Source organism: Skermanella aerolata KACC 11604 (assembly GCF_000936425.1).
Lineage (GTDB): Bacteria > Pseudomonadota > Alphaproteobacteria > Azospirillales > Azospirillaceae > Skermanella > Skermanella aerolata.
This window is the reverse complement of the sequence record NZ_AVFK01000033.1, coordinates 56,894-74,541: the sequence shown is the minus strand read 5'-3', so window position 1 is coordinate 74,541 and position 17,648 is coordinate 56,894. Positions and strand designations below refer to the sequence as shown.

The following is a 17,648-nucleotide window of genomic DNA, read 5'->3' as shown; positions in this document are numbered from 1 at the left end:
CCCCAGTCTCTCAAGAAATGGGGCCTCCGGTAAACCCGGCGCGGTTCACTGCACGACTCGATGGATCTGTTGCGGCATCTTCCATCCGATCTTGAGGATTGAAGACGCGAACTCTTTGGGTCCGCGCGTGTGAACCGTCCTGGGTTTACCGGAAACCCCATTTCTTGAGAGACTAGCGTCTCCGGTAAACTCAGGACGGTTCAGGCCTAAGCCAACTGATGGGCAGCATGCCCTAACTTTGCATGGGCCATCCGCATCACCTCGCGTGCAAGGGCTGCGTACTCTTTGTCCTCCGCTGCTTCCTCTGCAAAGTCGGCTTGGAGGATGCCCTTGAGGTTGGGATCGACGGTACGCTCGATTACCTCCAACAGCTTCATGAGTCCTTTCAGCCGCTCGGAGCGTCGCTCTACAAGCTCAGCCCGATTCAAGCCTAAAAGCCTTTCGGTAAGTGCCGCAGCATCGCAGCCTGGTCGGGGGAAGACGGTCTCCCCGACTATCCAGAAGTGTTGTTCCGGATCGACGGCATAAGGATCAATAAAGGTATCATGATCGCCGTGGAAGTCGGACTTTCGTCCGTTGCAGATGTCGCAGGAGAGCGTGAGGTTGTCCCAGTCGAACCAGCGCGCTGGTACAACCGATTTCGGTACGACGTGCTCGATGTCCCCGTGTGCTATGTGGCGCACTTTGCTTTCACAGTAAGCGCATTTACCGTGCGTCTCTGCCACCAGCGCCGCCTTGATCTCCGGGTGGGCGTAGCGGCCTTTGTCCGCCTTGGTCGGTTCCTCGCCGCCAGCGAGCTTGTCCATGACGGTCCGGGTCCACTCGGCTGACTTCTGCTGGAGGATGGGTGGGGCATGGCCCTTGTTGAGCTTTATCATCGGCCTTGGGTCAGTGTTGCCAGTGCGTCGGGGTAAAGCTCGCCGTAACCAAGCTTGGCGAGTTCTCTGCGCAACTCCTTGAGGGTATCTTGGGTGATCGGCTGCTGACGATAGCGGGCGACAACAATGTTGAGTCCCTCCTCGACCCATTGGGGGATAGTCGCTCTTACGCCCAGCACCTCGCGGAGTATCTCACTCGCGCTGCCCGCCTTGTTGATCGTGTCCAGCCGCTCGCTTATGACTCGGCTCGACTGAGTGGGCATGATTTGCTCACCCCCCAACGCGACGTTGCCATGCTCAGCGTAGCGTAGCACGTAGACGTTCGAATCCCTAACCGAGGACACCATGAACGGGCTATGTGTGGCGATGATGAACTGCGCCTGCGGAAATGCGTTCATGATCTGTGGCATAAGAGACCGCTGCATGGTCGGGTGCAGGTGGTTCTCGGGTTCGTCAATCGTGACGACGAAAAATTCGCATGTCAGTGAAAACAGATGCAAACGCCACGTGAGGTCGATGAGCGTCATCAAGCCCCCCGAGGATGCATCGATCAAAAACTCGCCTGATCGAGTGATTATCACCACCTCTGGCGGTCGAATCGAGATATCTATGAATCCGAGTGTCTCGGGCAACATCTTCCGGAGCGCCTCCACGAAGCCGTGATATGCGCCGAGTACCTCAGTATTTCCCTGGACTTGGCTGTTGCCCTCGCCGAACATCGCCATTGAAATGATGGCTTCTTTCATGCGGTAAGTGGGCGAGTGGCCAGAATAGCCGCCTTGATACCTATTCATTAACTCGCTATTGTAGCTTTGATATGCAACGCTGGGTGAAATGATGGTCATGGGAATTTGGCCAACCTGCTGAAACGTCGGGATCGGCTGATGTGAGTCGATGTGAATACCATTCACTGCCTGCTGGTTATTGATAATTACACTGTATTGGACATTTGACGTTTGGGGCACGTGAAGCCTGGTTTCCTTCCCATTAGTATAGCTGAGCGTCCCGATTTCGTTGGGTTCTTGTATCTGCGGGGACAGGTTTTCTTGGCGACTGGACAGCAGTTTGCTTAAGAACCTCTTGAATATGCCTGGTGAGTACGAGTAGCCGCCGGTTGCAGTGTGCTGTGGAGTTGCAAGAAATTGTCTGTCAAAGCCGAAATGGCGCGTGAAGATGCGCAACAAGGAACTCTTGCCTGCGCCGTTGGGGCCAGTCAGTACCGTGAGACGCGGGTGTAGCTCGATTTCGATACTGTCGAACTGTCGCCAACCCTCAATGCGTAGCGTCTTGAATCCAGTTCCAGATTGTGCCATGCAATGGTTCATCATCTAAACATGGGTCGAAGCCATACGTGTAACACGTTGTACGGCTTCCTGAAAAGATCCATGTAGCCAGAAATTTTATAATCAAGAGGAAAGTGTTAGAGCACTAATATTACACCATTTTCTATAAGCGCATTGCGCAAAATAGTTTTAAAGCAAATAATTAGTATATTAGTTGCTCGGCAGCCGAGTAAGCTTGTAAAATTCTTTTTCAGCCTCCCATATGTCTACAGCGCTTTGTAGATTGAGCCATAGGTTCGGTGTGGTTTCGAGACGATGGGCAAGTCTTACAGCCATATTAGGGATTATCCTCTTATGCCCATTGATAAGCTCGATTAAATGCTTGCGAGAAATTCCAAGCTTCTGAGAAAATCCGGATATATTCAAGCCGTGCTCATCCATGAAAAGATCCTTCAGGACCTTTCCGGGTAGGGTCGGTTTGCGGTTTTTCTTGATCATGATTAGAACAACTCCGACTGTTTTTCAACAGTCTTGATAGATCGTGTCTAGATTAGTGTTGCGCGTTGAATATATAATTACGTTCGCAGCCCGACTGAAGTTATAGTGCGCCGCCCGTTTGCTGTACTGCGATGACGACCCAACCGGATCATGCCGTCAGGCTTTCTTCACGAACTCCGACTTCAAGTTCATCGCGCCGATGCCATCGATCTTGCAGGAGATGTTGTGGCCGTCGGCTGCGTCCACCAAGCGGATACCTTTGACCTTGGTCCCGCCCTTGACGACCAGGGACGAGCCTTTGACCTTCAGATCCTTGATCACGGTCACGCTGTCGCCGTCGTTGAGTACGTTTCCGTGGGCATCCTTGACGCTTTGATCCGGCGAAGCCTCTGCGCTGGCATCGCCTGCGGCGAGTTGAGGGTTCCATTCGTGGGCGCACTCCGGGCAGATCCATAGGCTGCCGTCCTGATAGACGTGTTCGGAGTTGCACTCGGGGCACTTCAATTCGCTGTCCATTATTTTCCTCGTCGGTCGGGAGCACACCGTAGGGCACTGCCGTAACGATAGGAAACGCAAGTTGCCGGCGGGCGGCGATTGCGACGGCATGGCGCAGACCGTCAGCGTCCCTCCCAGTGGATCTACGATTTGAAGCTGTCCTGGCGCACTTCGATCAGGGTCGGGCAGCGGGCTTTGAAGGCTTGCCGCAGGGCTTCGGTCAGGGCGGCGGGGGTGTCGGCGCGGAGGCTCAAGCAGCCCATCGCTTTTGCGAGCATGTGGTGGTCAGGGTTTTTCAGGGTCACGCCGATTTCAGGGATGCCGCGCTGGATCATGCCGTCGCGGATTTGGCCGTAGCCGTCGTTGTTCCACATGACGATGGCAAGCGGCATGTCGAGTTCAGCTGATGTCATCAGGTCCTGAACGGTGAACATCAGGCCGCCGTCTCCGATCAGGCAGACGACGTCCTGGTCGGGTTTGGCGAGTTTGGCTCCGATGGCGGCGGGGAGGGCGAAGCCCAGCGTGCCGTAGCCGTGGGGGTGGTGCCATGTGCGGGGGCGGTCGGTCCGCCACAGCGCGTTGCCCGCATAGGCGATCTGGGTCATGTCGGACATGACGACGCCGTCGGGCGGCAGTGCGGCGCGGATGGCGGCAAGGACCTCGGCGTGCAGGCGGCGGAGCGGGGGCAGGGTGGATCGGGCTGCCTCTCGTGCCGCCGCGATCTCAGGGTGTTGGTGTGCCGGGTTGGGGGTCGCGAGGCGGTCGGCCAGATCGCACAGGATGGCTTCGGCGTCGCCGAGCAGGGCGACGTCGGGGACCACGTCGCGGGTCAGGGCGATGGGGTCGATGTCGATCCGGATGAGCGAGCCGCCGAAGGACGGCAGGCCGCTCCAGAAATCGGTTTCGGCGAGTTCGCAGCCGGCGACGATTACGGCGTCGGCGCGGGAGATGAACTCCATCATGGCGGGCTGGTCGGTGGACGAGCCGAGGCTGAGCGGGTGGTCGTGGGGGAGGGTGCCCTTGGCGGCGCCGGTCATCAGGACGGCGGCGCCCAGTCCTTCGGCCAGCTGGCGGACGGCGGCGGGACAATCGCGGGCACCTCCGCCGATGATGAGGACCGGGCGTTCGGCCATGGCGATCAGGTCGGCGGCCTGGACCAGCGCCGCGTCGCAGGCCGAGGGGCGGCCGATGGCGGGGCGGGCTTTGGTCGAGAACGATGCGGGGGCCGCCAGCACGTCCAGCGGTATTTCGATGTGGACGGGGCGCGGACGTGCCGATTGGAACACGCCGAACGCTCGGGCCATGACTTCCGGCAGTTCGGCGGGCTCCAGGACGGTGTGGCTGAAGGCGCAGAGCGGGGCGATGGCGGATCGCTGGCTTTGCAGCTCGTGCAGCCGGCCGCGTCCCATGCCGAGGTCGCGGCGGTCGTTGACGCTGCTCAGCACCAGCATTGGGCTGCTGTCCGAATAGGCCTGGGCGATGGCGGTGGCGGCGTTAGTCAATCCTGGGCCTGTCGTCAGGAGACAGGCGGCGGGGCGGCCGGTCACCCGTGCGTAGCCGTCGGCCATGAAGGCGGCGCCCTGTTCGTGGCGCGGCGTTATGTGGCGGATGCTGCTGTTGGGCAGGCCCCGGTAAAGCTCCAGCGTGTGGACGCCGGGGATGCCGAACACGGTGTCGATGCCGTAGGCTTCGAGCAGCCGGATCGCGGCTTCGCCACATGTCGGATGGCCGCTGATTGGTTCGGTAGTCACTTCGTCACCTGCGGTTCTTTATGCGAGTTCCCTGGCTTCGAGCCCCTTGGCGGCACAGGGTAGGCGGGCGGCTGCGCGCTGGCAAGCAGTGCCAGCAACCGGGAGATGTCGGTCCGGACGATCGGCGGGATCGGGGTGCGCCAGTCGGGCAGGCTGAAAAGCGGCCAGTCCGGCTCTACCCGGAGGTCGCCTTTCCGGAAGATGTCGCGGTTATCCAGCCGTTCGTGCCGCCATCCTCCGGCAAAGGCGCAGAGCGGCGGCAGGACGATGGCGCGGAGCGCCTGGGCGTAGTCGCGTCCGGGGGGTGCTCGAAGCTGAAGGACGATGAACAGGCCGATGGCGCCCAGCGGCACGATGGTAAGCCAGAGCAGCGGGATGCTTATCGTCAGGAGCGCGGCCAGCCACGCCACGGTCAGGGCGGCAAAGGCCGTGGCGCGGCGGCGCAGGCGTGGGAGTTCGTGCCGGCGCGCCTGTTCCAGCATGTCCAGGCGCGGGACGATTTCGGTGGCGAAAACGGGGTTGAAGTCAGTTTCTGCCGGATCGGTCATGGTGGGCGAGATTATCTGTCGAATAGGCATCTTCCCGCGTCTGGTTTTTGCTTTCTTCGTGCTACTTTCCGGCAGGATGCTGCTACTGCGAACAAGCGGTATATCTGCGTGTGGCGACCTTTGCGAACTGATTACAGAATTGATGAAGGGGGAACAGGAATGAGTTTCAAGATTGTCGAACCGGCTCCGGCCCGGCTCAACCGCAGCGAACTGGCGGTACCCGGCAGCAGTCCGAAGCTGTTCGAGAAGGCGGCACGGTCGGCTGCCGACGTCATCTTCCTGGACCTTGAAGACGCTGTGGCACCGGACGACAAGCCGCAGGCGCGCAAGAACATCATCGAAGCGATCAACGATGTCGACTGGGGCAACAAGACCCTGGCCGTCCGCATCAACGGGCTCGACACACATTATATGTATCGCGACGTCGTGGACGTGGTCGAGAACGCGGGCGAGCGGATCGACCTGATCATGATCCCCAAGGTTGGCACCGCGTCCGACGTCTACGCCGTCGATATGCTGGTCACCCAGATCGAGGCGGCCAAGGGCCGCAAGAAGCGGATCGGCTTCGAGCTGATTATCGAGACTGCCCTTGGCATGGCGAACATCGACGAGATCGCCACGGCGTCGAAGCGGAACGAGAGCCTGCATTTCGGCGTGGCCGACTATGCCGCCTCCACCAAGGCGCAGACGACCGGCATCGGCGGGCCGAACCCCTCCTATGGCATCCTGACCGACAAGGACGGCGACAAGCCGCGCGACTATCACTGGGGCGACATGTGGCACTATGCGACCGCCCGCATGGTCGTCGCCGCCCGCGCCGCCGGCCTGCGTCCGGTCGATGGTCCGTTCGGCGATTTCTCCGACGCCGAAGGCTTCAAGGCCCATGCCCGCCGCGCCGCCGTGCTGGGCTGCGAGGGCAAGTGGGCGATCCACCCGTCGCAGATCGCCCTGGCGAACGAGGTGTTCAGCCCGTCGGAAGCCGAGATCGCGAAGGCCAAGCGCATCCTGGAAGCCATGGTCCAGGCGCAGAAGGAAGGCCGGGGCGCCGTGGCGCTGGACGGCAAGCTGATCGACTTCGCATCGATCCGTCAAGCCGAGGTGATGGTGAAGAAGGCCGAGCAGATCGCCGGCCTGTAAGGGATGGTGGACGGGGCGGCGCCATGATGGGGCCGCTCCTTCAACTACCGCTTTCGTTTGGCTTGCTTGATGCTGAATGCTGTAGTCGGTAGCAGAGGTGAGATATGACAGTTGAGAGACGTGGCGCGATTCGTCTTAAGGTAGCGAGATTGCCTTTTTCCATGTTGGGATCGAGTGATCCCGTCGCTGAACTCCGCAAGCATGAATCGGAGAACCGCACTTCCAGGCAGGAGCACGGAGACTCAATGTTGAGGCAGGGGGCTCCCAGATCATTAAAGGAAGCTCTCGCAAGGCCGATCCCTGGTTTCGACATTGACCTGGACGAACTGATCGGTCCGCGCGACGGGCCACCTCTTGCCCCACCAGTTGATTTCAAGTCGCCGGAATGACCACGAGTGAGCGCATATCTGCTCGACACCAACATTCTGTCTGAATTGCGCCGGCCTCGCCCACATCCACTGTTCGCGCGATGGTGGAACGATCTGGATGTTGACCGGATTTTATCAGCGCCATGACGATCGGGGAAATTCACCGTGGCATTGTCAAGGTGCAACCGGACCAACCGGCTCTTGCCTTGGCTCTTCGTCAATGGATGTGCGAAATCGAAGACCTTGGGCGAGGCAGGATCATATCGGTCGATTCCACTGTTGCATGCCGTTGGGCTGAGCTGCGGCATACTCATCCTCAACGAGGATTGATCGACCTATTGATTGCCGCTACCGCCTCGATCCATGGGATGGTCATGGTAACGCGCAACATCCGCGATTTCGTGGATTTGGAGGTCTCGCTGCTCAATCCCTTCGCGCCACTATGATCAGGCTTTGACCCGTCTGCGCAGGAATTGCGCTGGCTACCCTTTGGGCGCTGTGGTAGGGAACCCGGTCCAATCTCAGCCCGCCGTGTAAGTCATTTCATGCAGACCTTCCTTGAATTTGAAAAGCCGATCGCGGAACTCGAAGGCAAGATCGAGGAGCTTCGGCACCTGACCGATACCGGCGATATCAATATCGCCGACGAGGTTTCCAAGTTGCAGGTCAAGGTGGACCGGCTGCTGCGGCAGACCTATGCCAAGTTGGCTCCGGCCCAGAAGGTCCAGGTCGCCCGGCACCCGAACCGGCCGCACTGCATGGACTATATCGAGGGCCTGATCGAGGACTTCACGCCGCTGGCCGGCGACCGGGGCTTTGCCGAGGATCGCGCCATCATCGGCGGCATCGGGCGGTTCCGGGGCCGGTCGGCGATGATCATCGGGCAGGAAAAGGGTAACGACACGGAAACCCGTGTCCGGCACAATTTCGGCATGGCGAAGCCGGAAGGCTACCGCAAGGCGATCCGCTTGATGGAACTGGCCGAGCGCTTCAAGCTGCCGGTCATCACGATGGTCGATACTGCCGGCGCCTATCCCGGTGTCGGGGCCGAAGAGCGCGGGCAGGCCGAGGCCATCGCGCGCTCGATCGATACCTGCCTGCGCCTGAAGGTGCCGATGATCGCGACGGTGATCGGCGAGGGCGGCTCCGGCGGGGCCATCGCCCTGGCGGCCGCCGACCGCGTGCTGATGCTGGAGCATGCGATCTATTCGGTGATCTCGCCGGAAGGATGCGCGTCCATCCTGTGGCGGACCAACACGGCGGCGGCCGAAGCGGCGGCGGCCCTGCGGCTGACGGCGCAGGACTTGAAGGACTTGGGCGTCATCGACCGGGTGATCGCCGAGCCGATCGGCGGCGCTCACCGTGACCGTGAGGAAATCATGACCGCGGTCGGCAACGCGATCGAGGACTCGCTGGACGAGTTGCGCGGTCTGGACGGTTCGACGCTCCGATTGAAGCGGCGCGACAAGTTCCTGGAGATGGGCCAGAAGGGCCTTTCCTGATCGGGATGGCGCGGCAGGGCAGGTTCGACCGCCGCTACCTGTTCTCATTCGGCGGCGTCGTCATTGGGACGGTGCTGGCCTGGGGCCTGCTGTTCGCGTTCTGGCCGGCGGCTTCCGCCTTCGTTGGGAATGCGGGGGACCGGCTGGCGCTGGCGGCGGGGCTTCTGGTCTGGCCGGCGCTGGTGCTGCTGGTCATGGTGTTCGCCGTGGCGCTGGCCCGGCTGGCGTCTGCGGCCTTCGATCCGCTGAACGATCCGGAAAGCGGGTTTCAGCGCCGCGCACAGCGGGCGCTTACCAACAGCGTCGAACAGACCACGATCTTCGTGCCTGCCCTGCTGGCGGCGGCTGTCCTGGCCGATCCTGCGGACGTTCGCTTCGCCGGTGTCATGACGGCGCTGTTCTGTGCCGGCAGAATCCTGTTCTGGGCCGGGTACGTCGTCAACGCGTATTACAGAGCGCCCGGTATGATCATGACGCTGAACATCAATATCGCGGTCGTGGCTTATGCCGTGTACCGTGCTATGCAGTAACAAGCCAGCGGGCGACAGCAGCTGATATAACAATGGTTTGGGGGAAATGCCGATGGATGCGGAGACGTTGAAGGCTCTTCAGGCGCCGATCAAGCAGCAGTACCGCGACACGCCGGACAGCGCCGTCATCACCCTGAAGGCCGAAGGCACGGTCGGAGCCGAGGGCGTGACCTGCAAGGTCGATACCGGAAGGGCGCTGGTCGAGGCCGGGTTGCATCCGGCTGCCGGCGGTGACGGAATGTCGGCCTGCTCCGGCGACATGCTGCTGGAGGCACTGGTAGCCTGCGCCGGCGTTACCTTGCGCGCCGTCGCGACGGCGCTGAATGTGGAACTGCGTGGCGGCACGGTGCGCGCGGAAGGGGATCTGGATTTCCGGGGGACGCTTGGCGTCGCAAAGGATGCGCCGGTCGGGTTCCGGTCGATCCGGCTGACGTTCGACCTGGATACCGATGCAGGAGAAGAGCAACTTGCCAGTCTGCTGAAGCTGACAGAACGGTATTGCGTGATCTATCAGACGCTCCGTAACCCACCTGCCGCAGAGGCGAAGATCGTTACGAACTGAGGGGCTGCCGGCCCGGCATGCGTGTCATCCCAGCGATATTTGAAGTTGACCGGTAAGTTCCGGCAAATATGTCGGGCTGAAGAGGCCCGACCTACAAAAATTCGCTCGCGGAACGGAAGCACGCTTGCGTAGGTCGGGCCTCTTCAGCCCGACACCTAACGCTCCAGGCCGGCTCCTGGTTACTACAGGCTGATCTTCTTGTGGTCGCCGGGATTGGGCGGCTCACCAGTCAGCTTGGCCTTTACGTAGCCATAGGCGTGGACCATCGCGCTGGACGGGCTGTCCCAATATTCCGCCTTGGTCACATGGACGCGGATCAGGCCGATGTTGGGATCGTCCTTGCCCTTGGGAAACCATGTGGCGAGATACTCGCTCCACAGTTCATGGACCTTCTGCTTGTCGCGGACGATCTGGGCCGTGCCGGAAATCGACACGTAGTTCTGGTCGTCAGGTTCGGCGTAGCTGAGGTTCACCTGATGGTGTTCCTTGACCTCATCCACCTTGGGTGAGTCGATCCAGGTGAAGAACCAGAGATCGCCATCGAATTCCGACTGCTGTGCGACCATCGGGCGGCTGCGCAAGGTCCCATCGTCGTCGATGGTGGTCATCATAGTGACCCGGATGTCCTTGATCATCCCCCAGAGCTTCTTGATATCGTCGCCAGTTGCCGGGGTGCTGCCAGTCATGTCAGCCCTTTCCAAATCCTGTTGAGTTCGGGATCGTCAACAGGAGGCGGGCTTAGGCGTTCCCGACTGGCTGACAGGAAGCTGGCTAGAACATCAGGGTCGGGAAGGCGAGCAGGATGCCGAGGACGGCGATGCCGAGGAGCGCCGTGGCGCTGTGGCCGTAATCGGCATCGAGAAGATTGGCGATCAGGCCGCCGAGGGTCTGCCCGCTGTACTTGGCAGACCGGGCGCGCTGTACGCTCGCCCGCGGCTTCTGGGAGGGTCCGGAAACATGTGAGAAGAGCTCGCGCATGAAGGTCACCTCCGCTTGAATGCATATGACTTATGGGAGGGAGTGTGCGACACGCTGACGCTGGCTACTTTGATCCATGTCAACTTTTCTAAAAATCAATGAGGTTCGCTCTCAAAATCGAAATGCCGAGCGGGAGGCTTTCCGACCAGCCATCCTAAAATCGCCCTAGTCGTAAAATTATCTTGAAAAAAGAAGGGCCGGGCGTCGCGAACGACGCCCGGCCCTTCTTCGGCCAGCCCTGGGGCAGGATACGGTCAGCCGACCCGGCCGTGGCAGTGCTTGTACTTCTTGCCGGAGCCGCAGGGGCAGATCGCGTTGCGGGGCGTACGCGGATCGATCTCGTCGGCCGAGCCGACGGTGGCCGGCGCCACGCGGCGTACCATGCCGTCCGGCAGGGGAGCCCCGTCGTCCGGGCCCCCGGCGGCGGCCAGAGCGGGGTCCTGGCGGGTCTCATAGCCCTGGACCGGCTGCGGCTCCATGTCCTCGGGGTGGTTGACCCGCATCTCGACATAGGAGAGGACCGAGGTGACCGTTTCCCGCAGGTGGGACAGCATGCCCTCGAACAGCTCGAAGGCCTCGCGCTTGTATTCGTTCAGCGGATCGCGCTGGGCGTAGGCCCTGAGGTTGATGCCCTGGCGCAGATGGTCGAGATGGAGCAGGTGGTCCTTCCAGGCTTGGTCGAGCAACTGGAGAAGCAGGCTCTTCTCGGCGGCGCGCATCAGTTCGGGACCGTAATTGGCGGCCTTCTGAGCCATCTTCTCGTCGGATGCGCGGCGGATGCGCTCCTCGATCTCCGCTTCCGCGATGCCCTCTTCCTTGGCCCATTCGTGGACCGGCAGGTCGAGGTTCAGGATGCGCCGGACTTCCTCGTGCAGGGTGTCGACGTTCCATTGCTCGGCATAGGCGTTCGCCGGGATCGCCTTCTTGACCATCTCCTCGATGGTCTCGTGGCGCATGTCCTCGATCGTGCCGGCGATCTCCGGCGCGTCCATGATCTCGCGGCGCTGTTCGTAGACGACCTTGCGCTGGTCGTTCATCACGTTGTCGTATTTGAGCAGGTTCTTGCGGATGTCGAAGTTGTGCGCCTCGACCTTCTGCTGCGCCTTTTCAAGAGCCTTGTTGATCCAGCTATGGACGATGGCCTCGCCTTCCTTGAGGCCGAGGCGCTGGAGCATGCCGTCCATCCGCTCGGACCCGAAGATCCGCATCAGGTCGTCGTCCAGGCTGAGGAAGAACTTCGAGGCGCCGGCGTCGCCCTGACGGCCGGAACGGCCACGGAGCTGGTTGTCGATGCGGCGGCTTTCGTGCCGCTCTGTGCCGATCACGAAGAGGCCGCCAGCCTGCTTGACGATCTCCTTGTCGCGCTCGATCTCGGCGCGGACCTGGGCGGTAATCCGCTCCTGTTCGGCCGGGTCCTCGACATTAGCCAGTTCGATCGCGAGCCGCATGTCCAGGTTGCCGCCGAGCTGGATGTCTGTGCCACGGCCCGCCATGTTGGTGGCGATCGTCACGGCGCCGGGACGACCCGCCTGCGAAATGATCTGGGCTTCCTGTTCGTGGTAGCGGGCGTTCAGGACGGCATGCGGAATGTTCTTCTTCTTGAGGATATCGGACAGGACTTCCGATTTCTCGATCGACACGGTGCCGACCAGGATCGGCTGGTTGCGCGCCCGGCACTCCTCGATCAGGGTCGCGATCGCCTCGTATTTCTCGCGGCTGGTCCGGTAGACCTCGTCGTCGTAGTCCTTGCGCTGGACCGGGACGTTGGTCGGCATCTCGACCACTTCCAAGCCGTAGATCTCACCGAACTCGCCGGCTTCCGTCATGGCGGTGCCGGTCATGCCGGCAAGGCGCGGATAGAGGCGGAAGTAGTTCTGGAATGTGATCGAGGCGAGCGTCTGGTTCTCGCGCTGGATCGTCACGTGTTCCTTGGCTTCCAGCGCCTGGTGCAGACCTTCCGAATAGCGGCGGCCTTCCATCATGCGACCAGTGAACTCATCGATGATGATGACCTTGTCATCCTTGACGATGTAGTCCTTGTCGCGCTGGAACAGCGTGTGGGCACGCAACGCCTGATTGACGTGGTGTACCAGACTGATGTTCTGGATGTCGTAGAGCGTGCCTTCGGTCAACAGGTTCATGTCGCGCAGGATCTGCTCGACCTTGTTGGTGCCGGCTTCCGTCATGCTGACGGCGCGGACCTTCTCGTCCTTCTCGTAGTCGTCGGGCTCAAAGTGCGGGATAACCTTGTCGACGGCGATGTAGAGTTCGGAGCTGTCGGTCGAGGGACCGGAGATGATCAGCGGGGTCCGGGCCTCATCGATCAGGATGCTGTCGACCTCGTCGACGATCGCGAAGTTGAAGGGCCGCTGGACCATCTCCTCCAGCCGGAACTTCATGTTGTCGCGCAGGTAGTCGAAGCCGAATTCGTTGTTCGTGCCGTAGGTGATGTCGGCCTGATAGGCCATTTTCCGTTCGAAATCGTCGATACCGTGAACGATGCAGCCGGTCGTCAACCCGAGGAAACCGTAGACCCGGCCCATCCAGCCGCTGTCGCGCTTGGCCAGGTAGTCGTTGACGGTAACGACGTGGACGCCCTTGCCGGCGATGGCGTTGAGGTAGACCGGAAGCGTCGCCACGAGGGTCTTGCCCTCGCCGGTCCGCATCTCCGCGATCTTGGTCTGGTGCAGGACGATGCCGCCCATCAACTGGACGTCGAAATGGCGTTGGCCCAGGACCCGCTTGGCCGCTTCCCGCACCGTCGCGAAGGCGTCGGGCAGGATGTCGTCCAGAGTCTCGCCCTTTTCGAGGCGCTCGCGCAGCCAGTCCGTTCGCATGCGGAGTTCGGCGTCGGACAAGCCGGCCACCGAAGGCTCGAGGGCGTTGATCGCCTCGACCTGCCGTTGCAGCGCTTTTACGGTGCGATCATTCGCGGTGCCGAAAAGTTTACGGGCAATAGCACCGAACATTGAAACCTCGGTTAGAGCAAGAGACGGTTGGGCTGCGAACACACGACGACGGCCCGGCACGATCCGCACCCGGCACGGCCTTGACATAAGAGTGTGCGCAATGCCTGTCAACAAGCCTGCGGTGCCGCCGGTTAAGTCGTCCGGCCCTTTCGGGATGGACAGGACCTTATCAGCATCGTCCGGCCGTATGCATTTGAAATGGGGAGGCAGGACGGAATTGCCAAGCGCGGTCGAGCTGCGGTCGCGGCTTCGGCGTTTCCGCCCTGACCTCAATGTGTCACTGAACCGTCATTCATCCGCAATGCTCCGCGCCTACTTTCCGCGAAATTCAAAATTTGCCCCAAACTCGAAGGATAACAAGAATGCGCGGATGGTCGACCTGTCTCCCGGTCCTGGCGCTGGGTGCCCTTGTCGCGGCCGGATCCGTTCCGGCCAATGCCCAGTCGTCGAACCCATCATCGGGTGTGACGGTCAAGGCGCATACCAGCAATGACCAGATCCTGAACCTTCGGCAGGTCGCCTTCGAGGGTGGCAAGACGCTGGACCTGTCGGTCGGCATCGGCAGCGGGGCCTTCCGCGCGAAGGGCGATCCCGCCGACATATTCTACACGGTCAGCGACCGTGGGCCGAACTTCACCTGCGGCGACGCCGGGGACATCATCGGCATCAAAGGCGACACGTTCTGCGCCGGCATCAAGGGTGGCCGGATATACGCCGTGCCGGAGTACAACCCGTCGATCTACCGCATCCAGGTGCTCGACAACGGGACCTTCCGGGTGCTGGACGCCATTTCGCTCAAGGATTCCAAGGGGAACCCGGTCAGCGGCCTGCTGAACCCGCTGACCGTCGCCTCGACCGAGCAGCCGCTTGACGCAACGGGCCGGAAGCTCCATCAGGACCCCAGCGCCGTGGATGCCGAAGGCATCGTCCGGCTGTCGGACGGCACGTTCTGGATCGGCGACGAGAACGGACCATCCATGCTCCATGCGGCGGCCGACGGGCGCATCCTGACCCGGCATGTTCCGGCCGGAACCGGCCAGGATTACGCCGGCGCCGGCTATGAGATCAAGGAAACCCTGCCGGCCCTGCTGGCGAAACGGGCGCTCAATCGCGGCATCGAGTCGATGGCCATTTCGGACGACGAGAAGTTCCTTTACGTCATCATGCAGAACCCGCTGGCGAACCCGGACAACGATGCCTATGCGGTGGCCGGCAATACCCGGCTGTTCAAGATCGAGCGGGAAACCGGCAAGGTCGCGGGCGAGTACCTGTACGTCATGGAGCCGATGACCGCGTACAAGGGCGAGGAAAAGAAGAAGCAGAGCACGGTGCGGATCAGCGAACTGATGTATCTCGCCGGCGATGCGCTGATCGTGCTGGAGCGCACCGAGCAGACCACCAAGCTCTTCCGGATCGACCTGTCCGCCGCGACCGATCTGGCGGCCGCCGGCAAATGGGACGATGCCGCCACGTCGCCGTCGCTGGAACAGATCGATCCGGCGAAGGAGGGACTGAGGCCCGTGCCCAAGACGCTGGTGCTGGACAGCGCCGACCATAAGGAGCTTCCGGTCAAGATCGAGGGGATGGCCCGGTTCGGCAACGGCGACCTGATGCTGATCAACGACGACGATTTCGGGATCGACGGCAAGCGGACGGCGGTGATGAGGGTGACGGGGGTTCCGCTGGGGCAATGATGCCCGGCGGCGGCGGGGGGAGGCGGAAGACGGCCGCTTTGATGGCGGAGCTGTGGCGGGTTTCGGGCATTTGCCGGACCTGTCCAGTCCCGCCTTGCAAGCGGCCGTGCGGCGTGCTTAATCGCACCGAAATAAATTAAAGTGGGGGAAAATGCCGGTCGGCCGCTTATGTCCCTTCACGCGTCAATCCGCTGAAAAGGAACTTCTCATGTTCGCAAGAGTCCTCCGCGTCGCTGCCGTCTCGCTGGCTCTCGGCGGTGTCGGTTTCACCGCCCAGGCCCAGACGTCGCCAGCTCCGGCGGCGGGGTCTCCCGCTGGTGAAGATCCGGTCGTTGCCAAGGTCAACGGTGCGGAAATCAGGCGCTCCGAGGTCACGCGCACGATCGCGTCGCTGCCGCCCCAGGTCCAGCAGATGCCGCCGCAGATGATCTTTCCGGCCGTGATCGATCAGATCATCAACGGCAAGCTGGTGGCGGAGGCCGGCTACAAGGCCAATGTGCAGAACGACCCCGAGGTGGCCGAGCGGCTGAAGCGGTCGGAAGAGCGCATCGTCCAGGAACTCTACCTGACCCGCGAGGTCCAGAAGCGCATTACCGCCGAGCGCCTTCAGGAAGCCTACAACAAGTTCAAGGAAGAGAACCCGCCGCAGGACGAGGTCAAGGCCAGCCACATCCTGGTCGAGTCGGAAGACGTCGCCAAAAGCATCATCGCCGACATCAAGAAGGGCGACGACTTCGCCAAGATCGCCGGCGAGAAGTCGACCGACAAGGCGGCGGCCCAGCAGGGCGGCGACCTCGGCTACTTCACCAAGGACCAGATGGTCGAGCCCTTCGCCAATGCGGCTTTCGCGATGAAGCCGGGCGACGTCAGCCAGACGCCGGTCCAGACCCAGTTCGGCTGGCACGTGATCAAGGTGGTCGACCGCCGCCAGAGCACGCCCCCGAGCTTCGAGGAAGTTCAGGAGCAGCTTCGCAGCCAGGTTTCCGAGCAGGTGATCGGCGAGCTGGTCGAGGACCTGCGCGGCAAGGCCAAGGTCGAGCGCTTCCAGATGGACGGCTCGCCGATGCCCGAGACGCCGCCCGCCGGCACCGTCACTCCGGGTTCGGCAGCACCGGCTCCGGCCGCTCCCGCCACCAAGCCCTAAGTTTTTCGACCAACTTGCCTGATTAAGAACCGGGAAGACGACGATCACCATGGCAGCTAAAATCTCCCCTCTGGCGGCCGGCGAATTCCCGGCTCTTCCGGTCATTCCCGGCGTCCGGCTGGCTACGGCGAATTGCGGAATCCGCTACAAGGGACGCGACGACCTGATGGTCGCCATCCTGGACCCCGGCACGACGATCGCCGGCGTCCTGACGCGGTCTCTGACGGCATCGGCTCCCGTTCATCGCTGCCGCGCCAACTTAGGCGGCGGGGTCGCCCGCGCCATCGTCGTCAATTCCGGCAACTCCAACGCCTTCACCGGCAAGGCCGGGGAAGCTTTCGTCGATGCGACGGTGAAGGCGGCGGCGGAGCTGGCGGAGTGTGCGCCGGCCGAGGTGTTCGTCGCCTCGACCGGCGTCATCGGCCAGCCGATCCCGGCAGACGCCATCGCGTCGAACCTGCCGGGACTGGCCGGGTCGTTCGACGAGACGGCTTGGGCGCCGGCGGCCAAGGCGATCATGACGACCGATACGTTCCCGAAAGGATGCACCCGGACGGCTTCGATCGGCGGAGTCCAGGTGACGATCAACGGGTTTGCCAAGGGTTCCGGCATGATTGCGCCGGATATGGCTACGATGCTGGCGTTCGTCTTCACCGATGCCGCTATCCCGGCGCCGGTGTTACAGACGCTGGTGTCCGGCGCCAACGAGAAGTCGTTCAACTGCATCACCGTGGACGGCGACACCTCCACCAGCGACACGCTGCTGGTCTGCGCCACGGGCAAGGCCGGCAACGCGCCGGTCGTCGATGCCGGTGCGGCTGATCTGGCCGACTTCAAGGCGCAGTTCGAGGCGGTGCTGGTCGATCTGGCGCAGCAGATCGTCCGCGACGGCGAAGGGGCGACGAAGTTCGTCACCGTGCGGGTCGAAGGGGCGGACAGCGATCAGGCCGCGAAGCGGATCGCCTTGTCGATCGCCAATTCTCCGCTGGTCAAGACAGCCATCGCCGGCGAGGACGCCAATTGGGGCCGGATCGTCATGGCGGTCGGCAAGGCCGGCGAGAAGGCGGACCGCGACAAGCTGCGGATTTCCGCCGGCGGCGTGCTGATCGCGGCGGACGGCATGGAAGTGCCGGGTTATGACGAGACGCCCGTCGTCGAGCACATGAAGGGCCAGTACATCGACTTCCTGGTCGAGCTGGGGATCGGTTCCGGCTCCGCAACGGTCTGGACCTGCGACTTGACCCACGGCTACATCGACATCAACGGCAGCTACCGGAGCTGAGGCTTCGGGGAGCATAAAGGGGAGGCGTG

General features: G+C 62.0%; 17 protein-coding genes. 8 read left to right on the top strand and 9 right to left on the bottom strand.

The genetic code is table 11. The features are described 5' to 3' along the window. Positions 1–206: 206 nt before the first annotated feature. The 6 genes from N826_RS29080 to N826_RS29055 form a co-directional block, all read right to left on the bottom strand. On the bottom strand, positions 207–806 hold the full coding sequence (locus N826_RS29080; RefSeq protein ID WP_169789430.1) for an HNH endonuclease: 600 nt from the start codon (positions 804–806) through the stop codon (positions 207–209). Between the two features lie 68 nt (positions 807–874). Then, positions 875–2,191, bottom strand: a complete 1,317-nt coding sequence (locus N826_RS29075) for an AAA family ATPase (RefSeq protein ID WP_044434663.1) — start codon at positions 2,189–2,191, stop codon at positions 875–877. A 180-nt stretch (positions 2,192–2,371) separates the two neighbouring features. Next, positions 2,372–2,659, bottom strand: a complete 288-nt coding sequence (locus N826_RS29070; protein WP_044434661.1) for a HigA family addiction module antitoxin — start codon at positions 2,657–2,659, stop codon at positions 2,372–2,374. 156 nt (positions 2,660–2,815) lie between these two features. Beyond that, on the bottom strand, positions 2,816–3,175 hold the full coding sequence (locus tag N826_RS29065; protein WP_044434659.1) for a zinc ribbon domain-containing protein YjdM: 360 nt from the start codon (positions 3,173–3,175) through the stop codon (positions 2,816–2,818). Between the two features lie 122 nt (positions 3,176–3,297). After that, complete coding sequence (locus N826_RS29060) at positions 3,298–4,905, bottom strand: 5-guanidino-2-oxopentanoate decarboxylase (protein WP_044434657.1); 1,608 nt, start codon at positions 4,903–4,905, stop codon at positions 3,298–3,300. Beyond that, a complete protein-coding gene (locus N826_RS29055) occupies positions 4,902–5,453 on the bottom strand; it encodes a hypothetical protein (protein WP_044434656.1) in 552 nt (183 codons plus the stop codon). Before N826_RS29055 ends, N826_RS29060 begins: the two co-directional genes overlap by 4 nt. 159 nt (positions 5,454–5,612) lie before the next feature. Here N826_RS29055 and N826_RS29050 point away from each other — a divergent pair, with 159 nt between their 5' ends. The 5 genes from N826_RS29050 to N826_RS29030 all read left to right on the top strand — a co-directional run bounded on the left by N826_RS29050 (position 5,613) and on the right by N826_RS29030 (position 9,552). Continuing rightward, positions 5,613–6,590, top strand: coding sequence for an HpcH/HpaI aldolase/citrate lyase family protein (locus N826_RS29050; RefSeq protein ID WP_044434654.1), 978 nt, complete (start codon positions 5,613–5,615; stop codon positions 6,588–6,590). Between the two features lie 511 nt (positions 6,591–7,101). Further along, positions 7,102–7,404 (top strand): PIN domain-containing protein, encoded by a 303-nt coding sequence (locus N826_RS29045; RefSeq protein ID WP_052832238.1) that lies wholly within the window; start codon positions 7,102–7,104, stop codon positions 7,402–7,404. Between the two features lie 99 nt (positions 7,405–7,503). After that, positions 7,504–8,460 (top strand): acetyl-CoA carboxylase carboxyltransferase subunit alpha, encoded by a 957-nt coding sequence (locus tag N826_RS29040; RefSeq protein ID WP_044434653.1) that lies wholly within the window; start codon positions 7,504–7,506, stop codon positions 8,458–8,460. A 5-nt stretch (positions 8,461–8,465) separates the two neighbouring features. Then, complete coding sequence (locus N826_RS29035; protein WP_044434652.1) at positions 8,466–8,990, top strand: MAPEG family protein; 525 nt, start codon at positions 8,466–8,468, stop codon at positions 8,988–8,990. 52 nt (positions 8,991–9,042) lie between these two features. Then, positions 9,043–9,552, top strand: coding sequence for an OsmC family protein (locus tag N826_RS29030; protein ID WP_044434651.1), 510 nt, complete (start codon positions 9,043–9,045; stop codon positions 9,550–9,552). Between the two features lie 182 nt (positions 9,553–9,734). Here N826_RS29030 and N826_RS29025 read toward each other — a convergent pair whose 3' ends face one another. From N826_RS29025 to secA, 3 genes are all read right to left on the bottom strand, one after another. Then, a complete protein-coding gene (locus N826_RS29025) occupies positions 9,735–10,238 on the bottom strand; it encodes a pyridoxamine 5'-phosphate oxidase family protein (RefSeq protein ID WP_044434650.1) in 504 nt (167 codons plus the stop codon). Positions 10,239–10,323: 85 nt separating this feature from the next. Continuing rightward, positions 10,324–10,530 carry a hypothetical protein gene (locus N826_RS29020; protein WP_044434649.1) on the bottom strand — a complete coding sequence of 69 codons (207 nt, stop codon included), beginning with the start codon at positions 10,528–10,530 and terminating at the stop codon, positions 10,324–10,326. A gap of 254 nt (positions 10,531–10,784) precedes the next feature. Beyond that, the gene (gene secA, locus N826_RS29015; protein ID WP_044434648.1) at positions 10,785–13,499 is read right to left on the bottom strand and encodes a preprotein translocase subunit SecA; all 2,715 of its coding nucleotides are present in this window, start codon (positions 13,497–13,499) and stop codon (positions 10,785–10,787) included. Between the two features lie 362 nt (positions 13,500–13,861). Between secA and N826_RS29010 the strand changes: the two genes are divergently transcribed. The 3 genes from N826_RS29010 to argJ all read left to right on the top strand — a co-directional run bounded on the left by N826_RS29010 (position 13,862) and on the right by argJ (position 17,619). Next, positions 13,862–15,193 (top strand): esterase-like activity of phytase family protein, encoded by a 1,332-nt coding sequence (locus tag N826_RS29010; protein ID WP_044434647.1) that lies wholly within the window; start codon positions 13,862–13,864, stop codon positions 15,191–15,193. 208 nt (positions 15,194–15,401) lie between these two features. After that, positions 15,402–16,337, top strand: coding sequence for a peptidylprolyl isomerase (locus N826_RS29005; RefSeq protein ID WP_044434645.1), 936 nt, complete (start codon positions 15,402–15,404; stop codon positions 16,335–16,337). A gap of 49 nt (positions 16,338–16,386) precedes the next feature. Beyond that, entirely contained in the window at positions 16,387–17,619 is a 1,233-nt protein-coding gene (argJ, locus tag N826_RS29000) for a bifunctional glutamate N-acetyltransferase/amino-acid acetyltransferase ArgJ (RefSeq protein ID WP_044434644.1), read from the top strand. Positions 17,620–17,648 lie beyond the last annotated feature (29 nt).

What these genes read in the sequence shown, in the direction of transcription:
- secA (WP_044434648.1), bottom strand. Translation starts at nt 13,499, where the DNA reads ATGTTCGGTGCTATTGCCCGTAAACTTTTCGGCACCGCGAATGATCGC.
- N826_RS29070 (WP_044434661.1), bottom strand. Translation starts at nt 2,659, where the DNA reads ATGATCAAGAAAAACCGCAAACCGACCCTACCCGGAAAGGTCCTGAAG.
- N826_RS29035 (WP_044434652.1), top strand. Translation starts at nt 8,466, where the DNA reads ATGGCGCGGCAGGGCAGGTTCGACCGCCGCTACCTGTTCTCATTCGGC.
- N826_RS29010 (WP_044434647.1), top strand. Translation starts at nt 13,862, where the DNA reads ATGCGCGGATGGTCGACCTGTCTCCCGGTCCTGGCGCTGGGTGCCCTT.
- N826_RS29075 (WP_044434663.1), bottom strand. Translation starts at nt 2,191, where the DNA reads ATGGCACAATCTGGAACTGGATTCAAGACGCTACGCATTGAGGGTTGG.
- N826_RS29025 (WP_044434650.1), bottom strand. Translation starts at nt 10,238, where the DNA reads ATGACTGGCAGCACCCCGGCAACTGGCGACGATATCAAGAAGCTCTGG.
- N826_RS29045 (WP_052832238.1), top strand. Translation starts at nt 7,102, where the DNA reads ATGACGATCGGGGAAATTCACCGTGGCATTGTCAAGGTGCAACCGGAC.
- N826_RS29005 (WP_044434645.1), top strand. Translation starts at nt 15,402, where the DNA reads ATGTTCGCAAGAGTCCTCCGCGTCGCTGCCGTCTCGCTGGCTCTCGGC.
- N826_RS29040 (WP_044434653.1), top strand. Translation starts at nt 7,504, where the DNA reads ATGCAGACCTTCCTTGAATTTGAAAAGCCGATCGCGGAACTCGAAGGC.
- N826_RS29050 (WP_044434654.1), top strand. Translation starts at nt 5,613, where the DNA reads ATGAGTTTCAAGATTGTCGAACCGGCTCCGGCCCGGCTCAACCGCAGC.
- N826_RS29065 (WP_044434659.1), bottom strand. Translation starts at nt 3,175, where the DNA reads ATGGACAGCGAATTGAAGTGCCCCGAGTGCAACTCCGAACACGTCTAT.
- N826_RS29080 (WP_169789430.1), bottom strand. Translation starts at nt 806, where the DNA reads ATGGACAAGCTCGCTGGCGGCGAGGAACCGACCAAGGCGGACAAAGGC.
- N826_RS29020 (WP_044434649.1), bottom strand. Translation starts at nt 10,530, where the DNA reads ATGCGCGAGCTCTTCTCACATGTTTCCGGACCCTCCCAGAAGCCGCGG.
- N826_RS29030 (WP_044434651.1), top strand. Translation starts at nt 9,043, where the DNA reads ATGGATGCGGAGACGTTGAAGGCTCTTCAGGCGCCGATCAAGCAGCAG.
- N826_RS29055 (WP_044434656.1), bottom strand. Translation starts at nt 5,453, where the DNA reads ATGACCGATCCGGCAGAAACTGACTTCAACCCCGTTTTCGCCACCGAA.
- argJ (WP_044434644.1), top strand. Translation starts at nt 16,387, where the DNA reads ATGGCAGCTAAAATCTCCCCTCTGGCGGCCGGCGAATTCCCGGCTCTT.